13 protein-coding genes and 1 pseudogene are annotated in these 17,099 nt (G+C 64.3%); 11 read left to right on the top strand and 3 right to left on the bottom strand.

Annotated elements, in window-relative coordinates; translation table 11 throughout:
• Positions 1 to 143 (bottom strand): annotated as a pseudogene (locus AUJ55_00240) (transposase).
• Between the two features lie 76 nt (positions 144 to 219).
• Positions 220 to 2,259 carry a hypothetical protein gene (locus AUJ55_00235; GenBank protein OIO61413.1) on the bottom strand — a complete coding sequence of 680 codons (2,040 nt, stop codon included), beginning with the start codon at positions 2,257 to 2,259 and terminating at the stop codon, positions 220 to 222.
• Between the two features lie 226 nt (positions 2,260 to 2,485).
• On the opposite strand from AUJ55_00235, the gene AUJ55_00230 reads away from it, so the two are divergent.
• The 10 genes from AUJ55_00230 (at position 2,486) to AUJ55_00185 (ending at position 14,851) form a co-directional block, all read left to right on the top strand.
• Entirely contained in the window at positions 2,486 to 3,088 is a 603-nt protein-coding gene (locus AUJ55_00230; GenBank protein ID OIO61412.1) for a hypothetical protein, read from the top strand.
• Positions 3,089 to 3,139: 51 nt separating this feature from the next.
• On the top strand, positions 3,140 to 4,444 hold the full coding sequence (locus AUJ55_00225) for a hypothetical protein (protein OIO61411.1): 1,305 nt from the start codon (positions 3,140 to 3,142) through the stop codon (positions 4,442 to 4,444).
• Positions 4,445 to 4,498: 54 nt separating this feature from the next.
• Positions 4,499 to 5,134: a hypothetical protein gene (locus tag AUJ55_00220; GenBank protein ID OIO61410.1), complete on the top strand. Its 636-nt coding sequence runs from the start codon at positions 4,499 to 4,501 to the stop codon at positions 5,132 to 5,134.
• Entirely contained in the window at positions 5,131 to 6,675 is a 1,545-nt protein-coding gene (locus AUJ55_00215) for a hypothetical protein (GenBank protein OIO61409.1), read from the top strand. Before AUJ55_00220 ends, AUJ55_00215 begins: the two co-directional genes overlap by 4 nt.
• Before the next feature lie 43 nt (positions 6,676 to 6,718).
• The gene (locus AUJ55_00210) at positions 6,719 to 7,975 is read left to right on the top strand and encodes a glucose-1-phosphate adenylyltransferase (GenBank protein OIO61408.1); all 1,257 of its coding nucleotides are present in this window, start codon (positions 6,719 to 6,721) and stop codon (positions 7,973 to 7,975) included.
• A gap of 17 nt (positions 7,976 to 7,992) precedes the next feature.
• Complete coding sequence (locus tag AUJ55_00205) at positions 7,993 to 9,636, top strand: hypothetical protein (protein OIO61407.1); 1,644 nt, start codon at positions 7,993 to 7,995, stop codon at positions 9,634 to 9,636.
• A 165-nt stretch (positions 9,637 to 9,801) separates the two neighbouring features.
• Entirely contained in the window at positions 9,802 to 11,727 is a 1,926-nt protein-coding gene (locus tag AUJ55_00200) for a hypothetical protein (protein OIO61406.1), read from the top strand.
• A gap of 73 nt (positions 11,728 to 11,800) precedes the next feature.
• On the top strand, positions 11,801 to 13,249 hold the full coding sequence (locus tag AUJ55_00195; protein ID OIO61414.1) for a hypothetical protein: 1,449 nt from the start codon (positions 11,801 to 11,803) through the stop codon (positions 13,247 to 13,249).
• Entirely contained in the window at positions 13,221 to 14,159 is a 939-nt protein-coding gene (locus AUJ55_00190; GenBank protein ID OIO61405.1) for a hypothetical protein, read from the top strand. The genes AUJ55_00195 and AUJ55_00190 overlap by 29 nt, the downstream gene beginning before the upstream one ends.
• 188 nt (positions 14,160 to 14,347) lie before the next feature.
• Positions 14,348 to 14,851, top strand: coding sequence for a lipid hydroperoxide peroxidase (locus AUJ55_00185; protein ID OIO61404.1), 504 nt, complete (start codon positions 14,348 to 14,350; stop codon positions 14,849 to 14,851).
• A 280-nt stretch (positions 14,852 to 15,131) separates the two neighbouring features.
• On the opposite strand, the gene AUJ55_00180 is transcribed toward AUJ55_00185, so the two are convergent.
• A complete protein-coding gene (locus AUJ55_00180; GenBank protein ID OIO61403.1) occupies positions 15,132 to 15,416 on the bottom strand; it encodes a hypothetical protein in 285 nt (94 codons plus the stop codon).
• A 148-nt stretch (positions 15,417 to 15,564) separates the two neighbouring features.
• On the opposite strand from AUJ55_00180, the gene AUJ55_00175 reads away from it, so the two are divergent.
• A complete protein-coding gene (locus AUJ55_00175) occupies positions 15,565 to 16,479 on the top strand; it encodes a hypothetical protein (protein OIO61402.1) in 915 nt (304 codons plus the stop codon).
• Positions 16,480 to 17,099: the final 620 nt, after the last annotated feature.

The following is a 17,099-nucleotide window of genomic DNA, read 5'->3' as shown; positions in this document are numbered from 1 at the left end:
GCCACCTTCTTCCACTGGCTGATCTGCGCCGGGTGGATTTGGTGTTCACTGGCCAACTCGCTTGTGGTTTTGACCCCCTTCAGGGCCTCCAGCGCCACCTTCGCCTTGAACTGCGCACTGTGTCGTTTGTGTTTTCCGGGCATCGCTTGGCTCCTCGCTCTCGCCAATCATGCCCCCTCGGTCTTAACAAAACCTACTGTCCAGTTTTTGGGGTCCACTTCACCCTGCCCTTCGCACCGCTCGCATCAACGTCACTGCTCTTTCCTGTTGCGACAAAAACCGCATGGCACCCTGAATCGTCAATTGCACAGCGACTACATCCCCTATCCCTTTCGAAGCCGATGGGGAGGCCTGACCGACGGTCGGATAGAAAGCCAACGGGGCTTGAACGACCGGCTGGTCGCTGGGCAGGTGATGGCAATGCTCGTGGGGCGACTGGACACCGCAATTCAGGCAGGGACCATCTCGACAGTCTTCCGTCACCTTTGGCGCGGCGGCAGAGACCTTTTTGAATTCCTTGCGCATAAATTCGCGGGTGGGGCCGGCATCGATGTAATCCCACGGTAACGGCTCGTCCAGATCGCGGGCGCGAAAGTAATCTTCGGCCGATAGCCCCACCTGAGCGAAGGCCGCTTTCCAGAGGGCTTGATCGTAGTACTCCCCCCAACCGTCGAAACGGGCGCCGCGTCGGTAGGCGGCCAAAACCGCCCCGCCAAGGCGGCGATCCCCCCTGGAAAACACCCCCTCCAACCACGACAACCGATCATCGTGCCAGCGAAACTCGATCTTGAGCCGAGCAAAGGCATCACGCAGAAGCCTTTGGCGCCGCCGCACCTCGTCGCTCCCGAGTTGTTCAACCCACTGAAACGGGGTGTGGGGCTTGGGTACAAAGGTCGAAACCGAAACCGTTACCCGTGGACGTTTGCCATGTTTGCGCCCCGTGTTGCGGATTTTGGCAGCCAGATCGACGATCCCTTGCAGGTCTTCGTCGGTCTCAGAGGGAAGCCCAATCATAAAATAGAGCTTCACCGCCTCCTGCCCCGAGGCGAACACCTCGGCGCACTGGGCCAGGATCTCCTCCTCTTGATCGGGTTTGTTGATAAGGTCGCGCAGACGCTGTGTCCCCGCCTCGGGGGCCAAAGTGAATGAGGAGTGGCGCTTGAGTTCGGCGATGTGGCCGAGTTTTTCGCCACTGAGGGTGCCGACCCGCATCGAGGGGAACGAAAGCGAGAGGTCGATGCCGCCAAAACGGCGCTCCAACCCCGAAAGAAGCAGTTCGGGATGGCGGTAATCGCCCGCCGACAGGCTCGAAAGCGAAATTTCGCTGAAACCCGAATGGGCCAGCCCCTGTTCCATCAATTCGGCCACCTTTTTAGGGGAGCGCTCGCGCACCGAGCGGTAGATCATCCCGGCGTAGCAGAATTTGCAGCCGCGGGTACAACCCCGACTGATCTCCACGCAGTAACGGTCGAATGTGGTCGAGGCGTAGGGAACCACCGGACGGGTAATGTAGGGGGCGTTTTCAAGATCGGAGAGAAAACTGCGGCTGGCTTGAAGACGCTCCGTGAGCGGCTGAACCGCTCCGATCCGCCCATCCGGCAGCAGTTCGTAGCTCCAATCGCGGGGATCCATCACCCCTTCGATTTTTTTGAGACGCTGCAGCCGGGATTTCCGATCCCACCCCTCCCGGTTGGCCTGCTCAAGCACCCGCATGATCTCGACCGTCATCTCCTCGCCGTCGCCCAAGGCGAAGAGATCGAAAAAATCGACCCACGGCTCGGGATTGAAGACCACCGGACCACCGCCGATAACGATGGGATCGCCTGTGCTTCGCTCTGCTGCGGTGAGCGGCACTCCCCCCACATCGAGCATCATCAACAGATTGGTGGCGCACAGGTCGTATTGCAGGGTCACACCGACGGCGTCGAAGTCGCAGAGGGGGCGCCCCGTTTCCAGGCTGCCCAAACGCACCCCGCGCTCGCGCAGCAGCCCCTCCATATCGGGGGCGGGGGCATAGGCCCTTTCCGCTGCCCATTCGGGGTGGTCGTTGACGATCTCGTAGAGGATCATCAAACCCAGATTCGACATGGCGATGTCGTACAGATCGGGGAAAACCAGCGCAATACGGGCCTCCGCGGTTTCTTTAACCACACTGCCGATTTCGCCGCCGATGTAGCGGCTCGGTTTCTCGACCACCCCCCACCAACGGGGATCGAAACCGTTCAGGAGCTTGGGTGTTTGTTCTCGATTGACCTTCAAGGCTAAACTCGCCCTCTCTTGGATTTTATTCGTACGCTGCACGCTGCCAGAGGTGGAAGCCGCATTTCTCAGGGTGGGAGGAACGTTGACTGCGCCAGAAGAGATCACGATCGAAGAGTCCCGCGACATCCTTCGTCAAGATCCCGTGTTTTCTCAGTTTCGAGCCCAGTGGCCCTCTCCCCCGCCCGCACGGGACCCTCGCCCCATCGGCCAACTCAGGGCGCAGATGGAGGCCCGTTTTCCCACGCTCGAAGGGAAAACCTCGGTGAACCGAGTGTACCCCAACTTCCTGCACCCCTGTGAGGCGGAGCTGGCCGCCTACCTCGACGGCCACCAAATCCCCTGGCTGTACAAACCGCTGCGTTTTTCACTCCCCCAGCCATTGCGCTTTTTCAACCCCCACTTTCTGCTCACCGAAGATTTTACTTTGCTGATGTCGGTGCGCACTCGGCAGGGGTATCACCAGATTAAGAACAAATATACGGCCCTGGCCGAGACCTACCCCGAATTGCCCATTCAGGTCACCTGCCCCGACGGCACCCCCTACCAAACGCGGGAGGAATACCTAGAGGCGCAGCAGGAGCGCTCCGATGCCCCCGACAACCGTTACACCAAACCAATCGAACGCTATCTGACAACCTACGCCGATCTATCCCCCCAAGGGCAACAAATTGTCGACTTTTTGGCGGGCAACGGTTGGTCGCTCAAACGGCTGTCATATGAGACTGGAGTATCGTTACAAACCATCCACAAGGCATTGCGTCAGGGGGTGTTCTCACCCAAGCTGGAGACGGCAATGCGCCTGCTTGTGCGTACCACCGCCCCATGACTACCCGGAAGTAGCTGAACCCGGGTTCCTCTCACGTTCAGGAGCCCTCGGATGAGGATCGCGCTCGATACTCGGCATTTCCCCGAACCACTGTTTCAGCCTTTGATCCCTCAAGCCGAGCAAGGTCTGGCCCGTATTCTCGCCATGCACCGCGACGGCGAACTGGCCTTTTTGGACGACCCCAGCCAATCCCTGGCCGACGCGGTTTCTACCCTCGCCACAACCCTCCCCCCCCATCGCGCCGTCCTGGTTTTGGGGATTGGCGGCAGCGCCCTGGGGGTGAAGGTGCTTCTTCAAGGGATCGCCCCCTCCTCCACCCGCCCCGATTTTGCCGTACTTGACACCCCGGACCCCGAGCCGCTCGCCGATTTTATGACCCGCTATCGCGCCGACGAGGTGGTGGTGCTGGTCATCAGCAAGTCGGGGGGGACGAGCGAAACCTTGGCGCAATTCCAAATCGTCTGGCATTGGCTGGGGGGGCAAATCGACGCCGAGCAGCGGCGTGATCGGATTGTGGCGATCACCGACCCCGAATGCGGCGCTCTGCGCAAATGGGCCGAACAAGAGGGGCTGCACAGCCTGCCGGTCCCCCCCGCGATTGGGGGGCGTTTTTCGGTGCTGACCCCGGTGGGGCTGCTGCCCGGCGCTCTGGCGGGGATCGATCCCGCCGAGATTCTGGCCGGAGCCCGCTGGATGGCCGACCAAATCCAAAATACCCCGGCGGCGCAAAACCCTGCCTGCCTCGGATCGGCGCTGGCGATGGCTGCGGGGGGCAAAGGGCACGACCAACACGTCTTCATGCCCTACCACAGCAAACTGGCCGCCTTCAGCCAGTGGTTCGTTCAGCTTTGGGCCGAATCGCTGGGCAAGCGGCGGGGCGAGGAGCGGGTTGGCTTTACCCCGATTCCGGCGGTCGGCCCCACCGATCAACACGCCCAGGTGCAGCTGTTCATGGAGGGGCCGCTCGACAAATTCATGACCTTCATTGCCGTCGAACAGAGCCATCCCCTGGCGGTCCCCGAGGCGGTGGTTCTTCCCGAGGTGTTTGGTTACCTGGCTGGGGTGCCGCTGCACCGGCTGGTGGAGGCCGAGCTCGCAGCCACCGCCCAGGCGCTGGCCGAGGCGGGGCAATTGAGCGTGACCTGGTCGATTCCCAAGGTCGACGCTCCCCATCTTGGGGCGCTGTTCATGCTTTTCGAAGGGATCACGGCGGTGACCGGCCAAATGTTGGGGATCGACCCTTTCGACCAACCCGGCGTGGAGCGCGGCAAGGTTCTGACCCGACAGGGGTTGGCCCAGGGCACGGTTGTGTCCCCCGCAGCCCCCCATGTTTGGGAGGGGGCATCGTCCCTTTGATCCCCGAGCCGTCCGCCGTTTTCGACGACCGCGCCTGCATCTTGCGGAGGAATTGTGCTCCCCGAACCCCTTGAGTCGTTGACCATCCCCCGCCTGCGCCATCTGGCAGCCGACCTGGGACTCTTGCTGCCCACCAAGGCCCGCAAGGCCGAGGTGATCGAGGCGTTGCGCGGCTGGGCCAACCAACGCACCAACCGCACCATCGTCCACCCCATGGAGGGCTTGCTGGGTGAGGAGGGGAGCGCCGCCCGTTACCTGCACGCCCCCCCCGACATTGGGGTCGAATCGGTCACCCTGGCCCGGATGGGCCAACCCTTGCCCGACCGCTACGACGTCAACGAGATCATCCTGGGGATTCAACAGGCGGGAGTCGCCTGGATTGGCTGGGAATTGACCGCCCTTCATCCGGGCACCCGCGTGTTGCTGGTGCTGCCTGGGAATCCTCCCCTGGTGGCCGCTCGGCTGCCGCTCCCCTCCCAGGTTGGCAGCTGGTACCTGAATTTCGATCCGGCGCTGCCCGCCCATCGATTGATGGCCCTGATCGTCGCCCAAGAGGGGGCGGAGGAAAAAATCCTCGCCTGTTCCCAACCCGGTTTTGCTCCGATCCAACCCCGCTGGTCGAGCTGGCCCCAGTGGCTCGAAGGGCAGCCCCCCCGTCAGCCGCTGGCCCAAATCGGAGGCGGCTCATGAGCACCCCCTTCGTTTTGGTGCTGCACGCCCATTTGCCCTACGTCCACCACCCCGAGGGGGCACGTTTTCTTGAGGAGGAGTGGTATTTTGAGGCGCTGACCGAGACCTACCTGCCGCTCATCAATGCTTTCGAAAACCTGGCCCGCGACGGGGTCCCCTTCCGCATCACCATGAGCTTGACCCCGCCGCTGCTGTCGATGCTGGCCCACCCCGGCCTGATGCAGCGTTCGCGCAATTACATCGGGGAGCGGCTGGCGGCGCTGGAGGGGGAGATCAAGCGGACTTGCGGCGATCCCGACCTGCATCCCACCGTGCTGTGGTACCGGGAGCACTTCGAAAGCCTGGCCCGACAACTGAGCGAGGGGCCGACCCCGCTGGCGCGGCTGCGCGCCCTGGCGGCGTCGGGCCATCTGCAAATCCTCACCTGCCCGGCGACCCACGGCTTCTTGCCGATCCTGCGCATGGACGACGAAGCGGTCAGCGCCCAGATCCGCCAGGGGGTGGCGACCCACCGCCGTCTGCTCGGGATCGACCCCGAGGGGATCTGGCTGTCGGAGTGCGCCTACCACCCCGGTGTGGAGCGCTTCTTGAACGCGGTCGGCATCGACCACGCCATGGTCGAGGACACCACCGTCACCACCGCCCAGCCCCCGTACCACGGCCCGCTGCTGCCGACCCGCACCCCCGGCGGTTTAACCGTGATCCCCCGCGATCCCGAACTTTCGGCCCTGGTCTGGTCGGCCAGGGGCGGCTACCCCGGCGATCCGCTCTTCCGGGAGTTCTACCGCGACGCCGGATTCGACGTCGACATGCCCCACATCCGGGCGATGCACCACGGTCCCCAGCCCAGCTTCACCGGGCTCAAATACCATTGCATCACCGGCGCCACCCCCTACAAGCAGATCTGGCATCCGGGCCGGGCCCGCAAACGGGCTGCCGAGCACGCCGCCCACTTCTTGCAGCGGCTGCGCGACCGTGCGGGCGATCCGGTCCTCACCGTCTCCTTCGACGCCGAGCTTTTCGGCCACTGGTGGTTCGAAGGGCCGTGGTGGCTGGAGGCACTGCTGCGCAAGATGGCGGCCGAGCAAAGCGACGTGGTCGCCTGCCACACCCGCGACGTCGCCCATCGTTCCGACGCCCCGGTGCGCCAACCCCCGATCTCAAGCTGGGGCAAAAACGGCACCTGCGAGGTCTGGCTCAACCCCAGCAACGACTGGATCTACCGTCACCTACATCGGGGGGTGCGCCGTCTGAGCGCCGCCACCCGCGCAACCGTGGCGGGGAGTCAGCCGCAGGGGCGCTGGCTGCGTCAGGCTTGGCGTGAGCTCTTGCTGGCTCAATCGAGCGACTGGGCCTTCATCATGACCACCAACACCTCGGTGGAGTACGCAGTCAATCGCACCCAGGTGGCGCTCAATCGGCTCGACCGATTGCTCGCCCCCTTCGAGGGTGGGGATCCCCCCGACGAGGGCTGGCTGTCCGAGGTTGAGGGGCAGGACGACATCTTCCCCGACCTCGACCCCTGGTCTTTGCTGCCCTGATTCGCTTTTGCACCTACCGCTTGCCACCTACGAGGAGGCCGTCATGTCCCAATCGGTCACCCAATCGACCCGCGACACCCTGACCATTTTGCTGGCGGGGGGTCGGGGATCCCGTCTCGATCCGCTGACCCGCTGGCGGGCCAAACCGGCGGTTCACTTCGGCGGCAAGTACAGGATCATCGATTTCGCTTTGTCCAACGTGGTCAATTCGGGGCTGCGCCGCATCGCGGTAGTCACCCAGTACATGAGCCACTCGCTGCAACGTCACTTGCAACGGGGCTGGAATTTCTTCAGCCCCGAGCTGGGCGACTTTTTAGAGATCTGGTCGGCCCAGCAACGGGCCGGGATGGAGCGTTGGTACGAAGGGACCGCCGACGCCCTGTACCACAACCTCGACATCATTCGTGAAATCCGCCCCCGCTACGTGTTGCTGCTGGCCGCCGACCACATCTACAAGATGGATTACTCCTTGATGGTCGAGGCCCACATTGCCAGCGGCGCCCAGGTCACGGTGGGGGCGATCGAAGTCAGCAAAGAGGAGGGTAAGGCCTTCGGCGTCATGCATGTCGACGCCAGCCAACGCATCCTCGATTTTGTCGAGAAACCGGCCGATCCCCCCACCGTGCCGGGGCGGCCCGACATCTGTTTGGCCTCGATGGGAATCTACGTTTTCAACGCCGATTATCTGCTCGACGCCCTGGAGCGGGACGCCGTGCTGATCGGCTCGGACCACGATTTCGGCAAAAACGTCATCCCCGAAGCGGTGCAGGCGGGACACGCCGCCGCTTTCCCCTTTGTCGACCGCAACAAGGGGGAGCAGGCCTATTGGCGTGACGTTGGGACCATCGACGCCTACTTCGAAGCCAACATGGATCTGATCTCGGTCTCCCCCCAACTCAACCTCTACGACGCCACCTGGCCCCTCTACACCCTGCAAATCCAGTCGCCCCCCGCCAAGTTCGTCTTTGCCGACGAAGACCGAGCCGGAACGGCGCTCGATTCGATTGTCTCGGGGGGCAACATCATCTCGGGAGGGCGGGTAGAACGTTCCGTGCTCGCTCCCAACGTACGGGTGAATTCGTTCTCGCTGGTGGAGGACTCGATCCTCTTCCCCGAGGTCGACGTGGGTCGCCATGCCAAGGTGCGCCGCGCCATCGTCGAAAAGAGGATTCAGATTCCAGCCGAAGTCGAGATCGGTTACGACCTTGAGTTGGAGCGCAAACGGGGCTTCACGGTGAGCGCCGGGGGGATCGTGGTGGTCGACCCCGAGACCATCGCCCGCCCCGGTTTTGAGTGGTGAACCCGGAGCGTCCGAGAATGAAGCTCTGCCTGATTTGGCATTTCCATCAGCCCGATTACCGGGTCGATGGCGAGGTCACCATGCCCTGGGTGGCGGTCCACGCCCTGCGCGGCTATACCGATTTGCCGGTGTGGGCGCAGGCCGCCGGGGTGCCGATGACCTTCAACCTGGTGCCGGTGTTGGTCGAGCAGCTCGAAGAGTCGATGGCCCACCTCACCCGCCACCGGGAAGAGGGAAGCCCCATCCCCGAGCCGCTGCTGGCGACCCTAACCCTAGAACCGGACGACTGGAGTCCCGCGTTACGGCGCATGGCGCTCGAAAAACTCTTTTGGATCAACAAAGAGCGGCTGATCGCCCGCCACCCCCCCTACCAACGCATGGCCGAGCTGGCCGCCCACGACCCCGAGGGGATCTACCTGGGTAGCTCCTTCTTTCAGGATCTCTCGGTTTGGTTTTTTCTGGCCTGGATGGGGGAGACGGTCCGCGACAGCGACCCCCGGGTCGCCTACCTCATCAACAAGGGGGCCGGTTTCGACCGAGCCGACAGGACTTTACTGCTGCGGGTGATCGAAGAGGTGCTGGCAGCGGTGCTGCCGCGGCTGCGCCGCATGCACGAAGGGGCGTTCGAGGTGGCGATGAGCCCCGGCGCCCACCCGATCCTGCCGCTGTTGCACGATCTGAACTGCGCCCATGAGGCGACCCCCACCGTCCCCCTGCCCCAAGCCCGTTTTCTGGAAGGGGACAAAGCGATCGGGGGGCAGCTGCGCTGGCGGGATGAGGCGATCCGCGACTGGGGCGCCATGCCCGGTTGCTGGCCCTCGGAGGGGGCGGTCGACACCCCGACTCTCGATCTCCTGGCCGAAAAAGGGGTCGGCTGGGTCGCCACCGGGGAGCGGGTGCTGGCCCATTCCCAACACTGGGAACGGCAAAACGGCGAAGCGCCCGACAGCCTCTACACCCCCCACCGCTGTGGTCAAAGCGGCATCCTGACCCTCTTTCGCGACGATCATCTTTCGGACCGGCTCGGTTTCGACTACCCCCGCTGGCGGGGCGACGACGCGGTGCGCGACTTGATTCACCGCTTGGAGGCGCTGGTCCACCGCTTCCGTTACCAACCCGAGGCGGTGGTCACCATCGCCCTGGACGGCGAAAACCCCTGGGAGTACTACGCCGACGGGGGGCGCCACTTTGTTCCCGATTTGCTCAAGGCGATTGCCGCGCACCCCGACCTCGAAGCGGTCACCCCGCGGCAGTTGATGCAGGGGGACTACCCCGCTTTGCCCCAGGTGGTGGCCGGATCCTGGGTCCACGGCACCCTGACCACCTGGATTGGCGACCCGGCCAAAAACCGGGCCTGGGAGTTGCTCTGCGACGCCCGGGCTGCCTATCTGGCCAAGTGCCCCACCCTGCCGATGGCGCAGCGGGAGGTGGTCGAACGGCAGATGCGCATCTGCGAGGGCTCCGACTGGTTTTGGTGGTTGGGGGAGAACAATCCCCTGCCGATCCAGCGCCGCTTCGACGCCCTATTCCGCGCCCATCTGCGCAAGCTGTATCAGCAATTGGAGGTTCCGGTGCCCCGGTCGGTCTCGGTTCCTCTGGTCGATTCGGCCCACACCGCCAGCTTTGCCGAAATGGGCGGCGTGATGAAGCGCGGGAGTTAAGGAAGCGCTGATTGGATCAGCGCTTCCGAGCGACCCAGGGATGGGTCGCCAAAATAGCGCTGTCGTAGGAGACGACCCCGTCGCCGAAGCCCTGCTGAAAAAGGCAGGAGCCTTTTAATCAGCGTTTCCCTAACGATGACGATTTCTCATTCCAAGGACGCACCGATGCTCAACCTTCTTCTGGGCATTCATTGCCATCAACCCCTGGGTAACTTCCCCGAGGTGATCGAGCAGATTCACGACCAGTCCTACGCCCCCTTTCTTGAAGCACTGGCCCGCCATCCCGACATCAAAATGGCGGTCCACCTCAGCGGCTCCCTGCTCGACTGGATGCACATCCACCACCCCGAGACGGTGCTGCTGCTCAAGGCGTTGGTGGAACGGGGGCAGGTCGAACTGCTCGGCGGCGGTTACCACGAGCCGATTTTGGCCAGCTTGCCCGAGCGCGACCGGGTCGATCAGGTGCGCCGCTTGAGCGACACCCTTGAACAACAACTCGGCCAGCGCCCCCGTGCAACCTGGCTGACCGAACGGGTCTGGAGCCCCGACCTGCCGGTGGCGCTCGACCTCGCGGGGATCGAACTGGCCTTCGTCGACGACCACCACTTCCTCGCCTCGGGGCATGAGCCCGATGCGGTGGAGGGGATGTTCGAAACCGAAAGCGCGGGCCACCCCCTGAAACTGCTGCCGATCAGCGAGCGGCTGCGTTACCGCATCCCCTTTGCCCCGGTCGCCGATTTGATGAGCGAGCTGGTCGGCTGGGCCGAGGAGGGGCGCAAACTGGCGGTGATGGTCGACGACGGAGAGAAATTCGGCGCCTGGCCCGAGACCCATGCCTGGGTCTATGGCAGCGGCTGGATCGACGATCTTTTCACCCAGCTCGCCGCCCATCCGGCCCTGACCACTATTTTGCCCAGCCAGGCGCTCGACACCTTTCCCCCCCGCCCCACCTATCTAACCACCACCAGCTACCGGGAGATGGGGGTCTGGTCGCTCCCCCCCAGCGGGCAAGAGACCATGGCCGATCTGGAGGCGCGGCTGCGTGAGACCCCCGAGTGGCCCCGATACGCCCCGCGCATCATCGGTGCCCCCTGGCACCAAATGCTGGTGCGCTACCCCGAGGCGCTGTGGATGCACCGGCGCATGTTGGGGCTCTCCGGTCTACTCGACGATCAGCCGCTCGATCATCCGGCCCGGGAGGGGCTGCACCGGGCCCAGGCCAACGACGCCTACTGGCACGGGGTCTTCGGCGGCCTCTACCTGCCCCACCTGCGCCGTCAGATCTACACCAGCCTGCTTGAGTCCGAAAACGCCCTCGATCTGCCCGAGGGGTGGAGCGAAGAAGAGCTCCCCTCCATCGGCACTATCACCCGGATCCGCCAGGGCGATTTTCAGATGTGGTTGGACGAAGAGGGGGGCATTCGCGAATGGGATTTCCTTCCCGCCCGGGTCGCCTTGAGCGACCTGGTCGCCCGGCACAAACAGCCCTACCACACCCCCTGCGCACCCCACGGCCATGTGGCCGATGCTGAGGCCCCGGCCACCATCCACAACCCCCGGGCGCTTCCCCCCGAATGGCGGGAGGAGGCCTTGGTTCATGAGGAAGAGCCGCTGCGCTCCGGCCTGTGGCAGGGTCTGAGCGAAACGCCCCCCTGGGGGATCGAGGGGGAGCCGGGTTGCCGCTATTTGGTGGCGGGCCAGGAGGCGTGGATCTGGGGCCTGGGCGCCATCGCCTGCCCCGAGCCGGTGCTGTGCACCTGGCATCTGATCCTCCCCTGCTGCGACGGGGTGGCGGGGCGCATCGAACTGGCCCTGCCCCAAGGGGGGGAGATCGTCGCCGGGCTGGGACAGGCTGCGGCCCACACCGATTGCCGCCAAATCCGGCTTTTCGACACCTGGTCGGGGATTCAACTGACCCTCGATCTTCCCGAGGGGTGCTCGGTCACCTACCGCCCCCGCCACACCGTGAATCTGTCTGAAGCCGGTTTCGAGCGCATTTTTCAGGGGGGCGACCTCACCGTCGCCTTTCCGCCGAAGGTGGTGCGGGCCGGTCAGGCTCGCCAGACCTGGAGAGGACGCTATGAGCGTTAAAACCACCCCAGCCAAACGCCGTAAGTCCCCCGCCGCCACACCGACCAAAGCCGCTGCGAAGGCACCCCGCCCGTTGCGGGTGTGGATGGTCTCCCCCGAGCTGGCCCCGGTCGCCAAAGCGGGGGGGCTTGCCGACGTGGTCGGGGCGCTGCCCGAGGCGCTGTTTCATGTGGGTCAGGTCGAGACGGCGGTGGTGCTGCCCGAATACGGCCCGCTGCTCAGCGATCCGCGCATTGTCGAACGGGCGGTAACCCACCGCTTTCGGGTGTGGCTCGGCCCCTTCCCCTTCGATGGGGCGCTGGTACGGGCACGGCTGGCCGATCCGGCGGGGGGACCGGGAATCCCCCTGATTTTGGTGCGCCAGCACCATTTCTTCGGCAGCCGTCCCCACCCCTACGGCGAACGGGGAGGAACGGTCGCCTACCACGATCAGGCGTTGCGTTTTGCCTTCTTCAACCATGCGGTGCTGATCGCCGCCCAGAAGGCGCGGCACAAACCCGACCTGCTGCATTTGCATGACTGGCAGGCGGGGTTGGTGCCGCTGCTCATGCCCCAATACGGCCTGAACCTGCCCACCGTGCTGACCCTGCATAACCTGGGTTACCAAGGGGTCTTCGGCTGGGAGCTCTTCGACGACCTGGGAATCGACTTCGCTCAGTGGCCGAATCTCAAGCGGGGCGACGGCGCCATGAGCTGGCTGGAGGGGGCGATCCGCACTGCGACCGCCATCACCACCGTCTCGCCCACCTACGCCCGGGAGATCCTCACCCCGGAAGGGGGGGAGGGGCTGCACGAGCTGCTGGCAGCGCGGGGGGTGACCGGCATCCTCAACGGCATCGACACCCTGACCTGGAACCCGATCCTCGATCCCTTGCTGCCCCATCCCTACTTCGACCCCGAGGAGCGGGCGACGATGCGGGCAGCCTTCGCCGCCGAGATGGGGTTCGACCCCCGTCTACCCACCTTCGGCTTGGTCTCCCGGTTGGCCAAACAAAAGGGGATCGACCTCTTCACCCAGGCGGTCCACCACTTCAATCCCCCCCCCTTTAATCTGGTGGTGCTGGGAACCGGGGAGCACGACATCGAGGGGCAGATTCAATCCTTGGTTGACCGCTTCCCCGAGCGGGTGCGCTACATCCACGGCTTCGACGAACCTCTGGCCCATCGCGTCTACGGCGGCAGCGACTTCTTGGTGGTGCCGTCCCGCTACGAGCCCTGCGGCCTGACCCAAATGATCGCCATGCGCTACGGGGCAATTCCGGTGGTTCGCGCCACCGGGGGGCTGGCCGACTCGGTGGTTCATGTGGACGACGATTGGGAGCATTCCACCGGGGTGGTCTTCAAGGATGCCAGCGTCGGCGGGGTCTCCTGGGGGATCCACCGGGCGCTGGGACTCTTTGAATCGCCCGAAGCGATGCAGTCGGTCGCGGCGCGCGGCATGGCCCGCGACGCCTCGTGGGACGAATCGGGAAGGCACTATCTGGAGCTCTACCATGAAATCGCACCCCTCCCCCTGGATTGATCCGATCCTCGCCGTCGATGTGGGCGGCACCTTCGTGCGTAGCGCCCTGGTCGGCCCCTGCCCCGACCGGGGCACACCCCGTATGGGCTCCCCGGTCAAGGTGGCGCTCCCCTGGCTCGGCGACAACGGCAAGGCCGACCTGGGGGTGCTGACCACCCATTTGCGCAGTCGCATTCACGAGACCGGCGCGACCCGCGTCGGCATCGGCTTCCCCGGCTTTTTCGACCGGGGGTTGCTCACCGCCTCCCCCAACCTTCCCGGTTTGAACAACCTGCCGCTGGCCGACGATCTGAGCCGCGCCCTGGGGCTACCGGTGGCGGTCGAAAACGATGCCAACTGCGCCGCCCTGGGGATTCACCGCTTCGGCACACCCTCCCACCAAGACGATCTGGTGGTCTGGACGTTGGGCACGGGGGTGGGGGGAGGCTTGATTCTGGGGGGTAAACTCTGGAGCGGGATGCGGGGGATGGCGGGGGAGCTGGGGCACCTGACCGTCGAAGATGACGATCTGGCCCGGCTGTGCGGCTGTGGCGGCCACGGTTGCCTAGAGACGGTCGCTTCGGTCAGCGGCATGCTGCGCACCTACACCGAGGCGAGCGGCAAACCCTGCTCCGATGGTCTGACCCTGTACAAAGCGGCTTTAAGGGGCGAGCCCCACGCCCAGCTCGCCTTCGAACGGGGTGGGGCGGCGCTGGGGCTGGCGATGTCGCTGGTGGCCAAAACCCTCGATATCGCCACCATGGCGGTTGGCGGGGGGGGATCCGACGGCTTTGCCCTGATGCGCCCGGCACTTGAGGCCGCCTGGCATACCCACGCCCTACCGCCGCAGCGCGAGCGGCTCGACCTGCACGTCGTTGCTGAGCCCGACCGGATGGGGCTCTGGGGCGCCGCCGTTTTGGCGGGGTGCTAACCCGGAGTTTTATGAAAAATCCGGGTTAGCACCCCGCCCATCCCCAAAATCCGTACAAATAAATAACCCCAAAAAGAATACCGTAGAATTTTACTCGGTTATTACCATCATACGGTCCCCACGACGTCCGCATTCCCTTGCCCCCCTTGGGCTGACCTTTTTCCCACCTTGTTCACAGGAGTAGCCCCATGTCCACCGTGACCCTGAAAGGCAACACCATTCACACCAATGGCGATCTTCCCGCCGTGGGCAGCAAAGCCCCCGATTTCGCCCTGGTTGCCGGCGACCTGAGCACCGCTTCGTTGGCGACGTTTGTCGGCAAGAAGAAGATTTTGAACATCGTCCCCAGCCTCGACACCGCCGTCTGCGCCACCTCGACCCGCAAATTCAACGAGCAGGGGGCCGGTCTTGAGAACACGGTGGTGTTGGTCGTTTCCGCCGACCTCCCCTTCGCCCAGGGCCGTTTCTGCTCCACCGAGGGGATCGAGAACGTCAAGGCGCTTTCGATGATGCGCGACAAGCGGTTCGCCGAGGATTACGGCGTGCTGCTGACCGACGGCCCCCTGGCCGGTCTGTGCGCCCGCTCGGTGGTGGTGCTGGATGAAAACGACACCGTCGTCTACACCCAACTGGTCCCCGAGATCGTCGAGGAACCCGATTACCAGGCGGCTTTGAAGGCGGCGCACGGCTGATTCAAAACGGTCGCAGATTCATAAGGAAACGCTGATAAAAGGCATCCCGCCTTGAATCAGTACACCTCGCAAAAACCAAAAGTAGGCGCCATGAGGCGGCGTCGTTTTGGCTTCGCATGCAAAATCAGCAGAGCGTCGGCGACTTAGGTCGCCTCCGACGAACGTTCCTGAATTTGGCGACCCATCCCTGGATCGCTCGGAAGCGCTATTAAATCAGCGCTTCCATAAAAAAAGGCGGGCCGCTTGGCCCGCCTTTTTTTATGGGTGTTGAAAACTGGATTTAGCGGGAGGAGGCCAGCATCCGCCCAAACAGCACCACCAGACGATCCCCCTCGGTGGTGGTCGAATAGGTTCGAAGCCCCTTGGCCGCCATCGCCGCCATATTGGCCTCGACCTGAGTCGCCTCGTTCCCCTTCTGATGGCAATCGAACTGCATTCCCACCGACGTTACCGGCTTGGAGCAGACCCACCACTCGTCGGTCCAGCGCTCGTCGGCAGCAGCGCTGCCGCCGGTGAAGGCCAATACCAGTCCTGCCGTTGCCAAGCCCGTTTGAATGATGTTCATTGGAGCCCCCTGCCCCTCGATAGTCGCCGCTTGATGATGGTTCAGGCGCGCCGGGGTAGATTGAGAGCGGTTTTCATTTTCTTCGGTGCATCGGATCACATCTTCCCGCGATTCGAACGAATTTTCCCCATTCCCCCGAGGTTACACCGTGCAAATCCCCGAACTGATCGCCCATATCGCCCGCGGCGCCAAAGGGGCTCGCGACCTCGACCGCGAACAGGCCCGCTGGGCGTTGGCGACCCTGATGCAGCCCGCTGCCGACCCCCTGCAACTCGGCGCCTTCTTGATTGCCCTGCGCATGAAGGGGGAGTCGGCGGCAGAGCTAACCGGTTTCGTCGAGGCGGCGCGGGATCATGTGGCAGGCTGGGGGGAGGTCGTCGCCCCAAGCGGGGCGCTCGATCTGCCCTGCTACGCGGGTCGGCGCCGCAGCGACCCGCTGATTCTGGCCGCCGCCCTGAAGCTGGCCAACGGGGGGACGCCGGTGGTGGTGCATGGCATCGACCCGATCCCCGGGCGGATCGCCGCCTGGCCGGTGCTCAAAGCGTTGGGAATACGACGGGGGGGCGATCTGCGCGAGGGGGCGGCGATCTTGGCAAGCGAGGGAATCGTCTACCTCGACCTCACCGACCTCTGCCCCCCGCTGGCGCAGCTGTTCAACCTGCGCCCCCGACTGGGGGTGCGCACCTTTGCCAACACGGTGGCGCGGCTGCTCAATCCGCTGCGCTGCGACAGCCAACTCAACGGCGTCTTTCACCCCCCCTACGTGGGGCTGATGGCCGAAATCAACGTCGCCTTGGGGCAACCGCGCAGCCTGATTTTGAAGGGGGTCGAGGGGGATCCGGAGCCCGATCCGAGCCGCTCGCATCCGGGGGTGGTGCAGGTGGGGGAAATCGTGACCCCGCTGGCATACCCCCCGCAAAGCCCCCTGTCCGAACGCCGCGAAGCGATCGGTGGGGCCGATGCCATCCTGGCCCGCTGGCGCGCCGCCCCGCCCGAGGAGCATCCCGGAATGTCGCTGATCTGGGCCATGCTGCGCCAAGCGGTTTCGGGCCTACCTGAATAGGCACGCCGCCTTCGGCGCCGAAAAATCCGCCGCCACCCCCCCTTCAAATAACCCCAGCCGTCAAGCGGTAATCCCCCCCCTTGCCCGCAATCGACCCAACGCCGTGGTCCACATCACCTTTTCGCCCCCCATGCCAACTGGGCACGTGACCTGAGCCTGCCCGATGCACCACCCTCCAGCCCGCTGAAATTCCGCACCACACGCGGCGCCCGGAGGGACGCGCCGCGCCTTGGTGCACGCGAAACAAATCGGCGCCGCTCCGGCGCCATTTTGTTCGGCGGTCGCTCATGCACAAAACCGAGCCCGAGGGTATCGCGCGTTCGTGCGATACCGCCCGCCGCCGCATTCCACTAGCTTGCCCGGAAAAATCGATCGAAGCCTTATACTTACTGGCTTTTTTAAACAAAAAAGCTTGGTTTTGCCCCCTCGTTTTCATTCACAGACGCCCCACACAGGCTCCCGCATCCTTCGCGCAAAAGGGATCGATCCGGCCACTTGCCGATGCTGGCCACGGATCATTTCTGGGCACCTAAAACCCCAAGGAAGCGCTGATCGATTCGGCGCTTCCTCGCGACCCATGGAGGGTCGCCAAAACCAGGAACGTCCGTGGCTGGTTTGGT

It is taken from the genome of Proteobacteria bacterium CG1_02_64_396 (genome assembly GCA_001872725.1).
In the GTDB taxonomy this organism is placed as follows: Bacteria; Pseudomonadota; MNWR01; order CG1-02-64-396; family CG1-02-64-396; genus CG1-02-64-396.
Note: the sequence above shows the minus strand (reverse complement) of the source record. Positions and strands in the feature narration are given on the sequence as shown.

Coding starts and splice junctions, on each gene's coding strand:
- AUJ55_00230 (OIO61412.1), top strand. CDS start 2,486: ATGGAGGCCCGTTTTCCCACGCTCGAAGGGAAAACCTCGGTGAACCGA.
- AUJ55_00225 (OIO61411.1), top strand. CDS start 3,140: ATGAGGATCGCGCTCGATACTCGGCATTTCCCCGAACCACTGTTTCAG.
- AUJ55_00215 (OIO61409.1), top strand. CDS start 5,131: ATGAGCACCCCCTTCGTTTTGGTGCTGCACGCCCATTTGCCCTACGTC.
- AUJ55_00210 (OIO61408.1), top strand. CDS start 6,719: ATGTCCCAATCGGTCACCCAATCGACCCGCGACACCCTGACCATTTTG.
- AUJ55_00205 (OIO61407.1), top strand. CDS start 7,993: ATGAAGCTCTGCCTGATTTGGCATTTCCATCAGCCCGATTACCGGGTC.
- AUJ55_00200 (OIO61406.1), top strand. CDS start 9,802: ATGCTCAACCTTCTTCTGGGCATTCATTGCCATCAACCCCTGGGTAAC.
- AUJ55_00190 (OIO61405.1), top strand. CDS start 13,221: ATGAAATCGCACCCCTCCCCCTGGATTGATCCGATCCTCGCCGTCGAT.
- AUJ55_00185 (OIO61404.1), top strand. CDS start 14,348: ATGTCCACCGTGACCCTGAAAGGCAACACCATTCACACCAATGGCGAT.
- AUJ55_00180 (OIO61403.1), bottom strand. CDS start 15,416: ATGAACATCATTCAAACGGGCTTGGCAACGGCAGGACTGGTATTGGCC.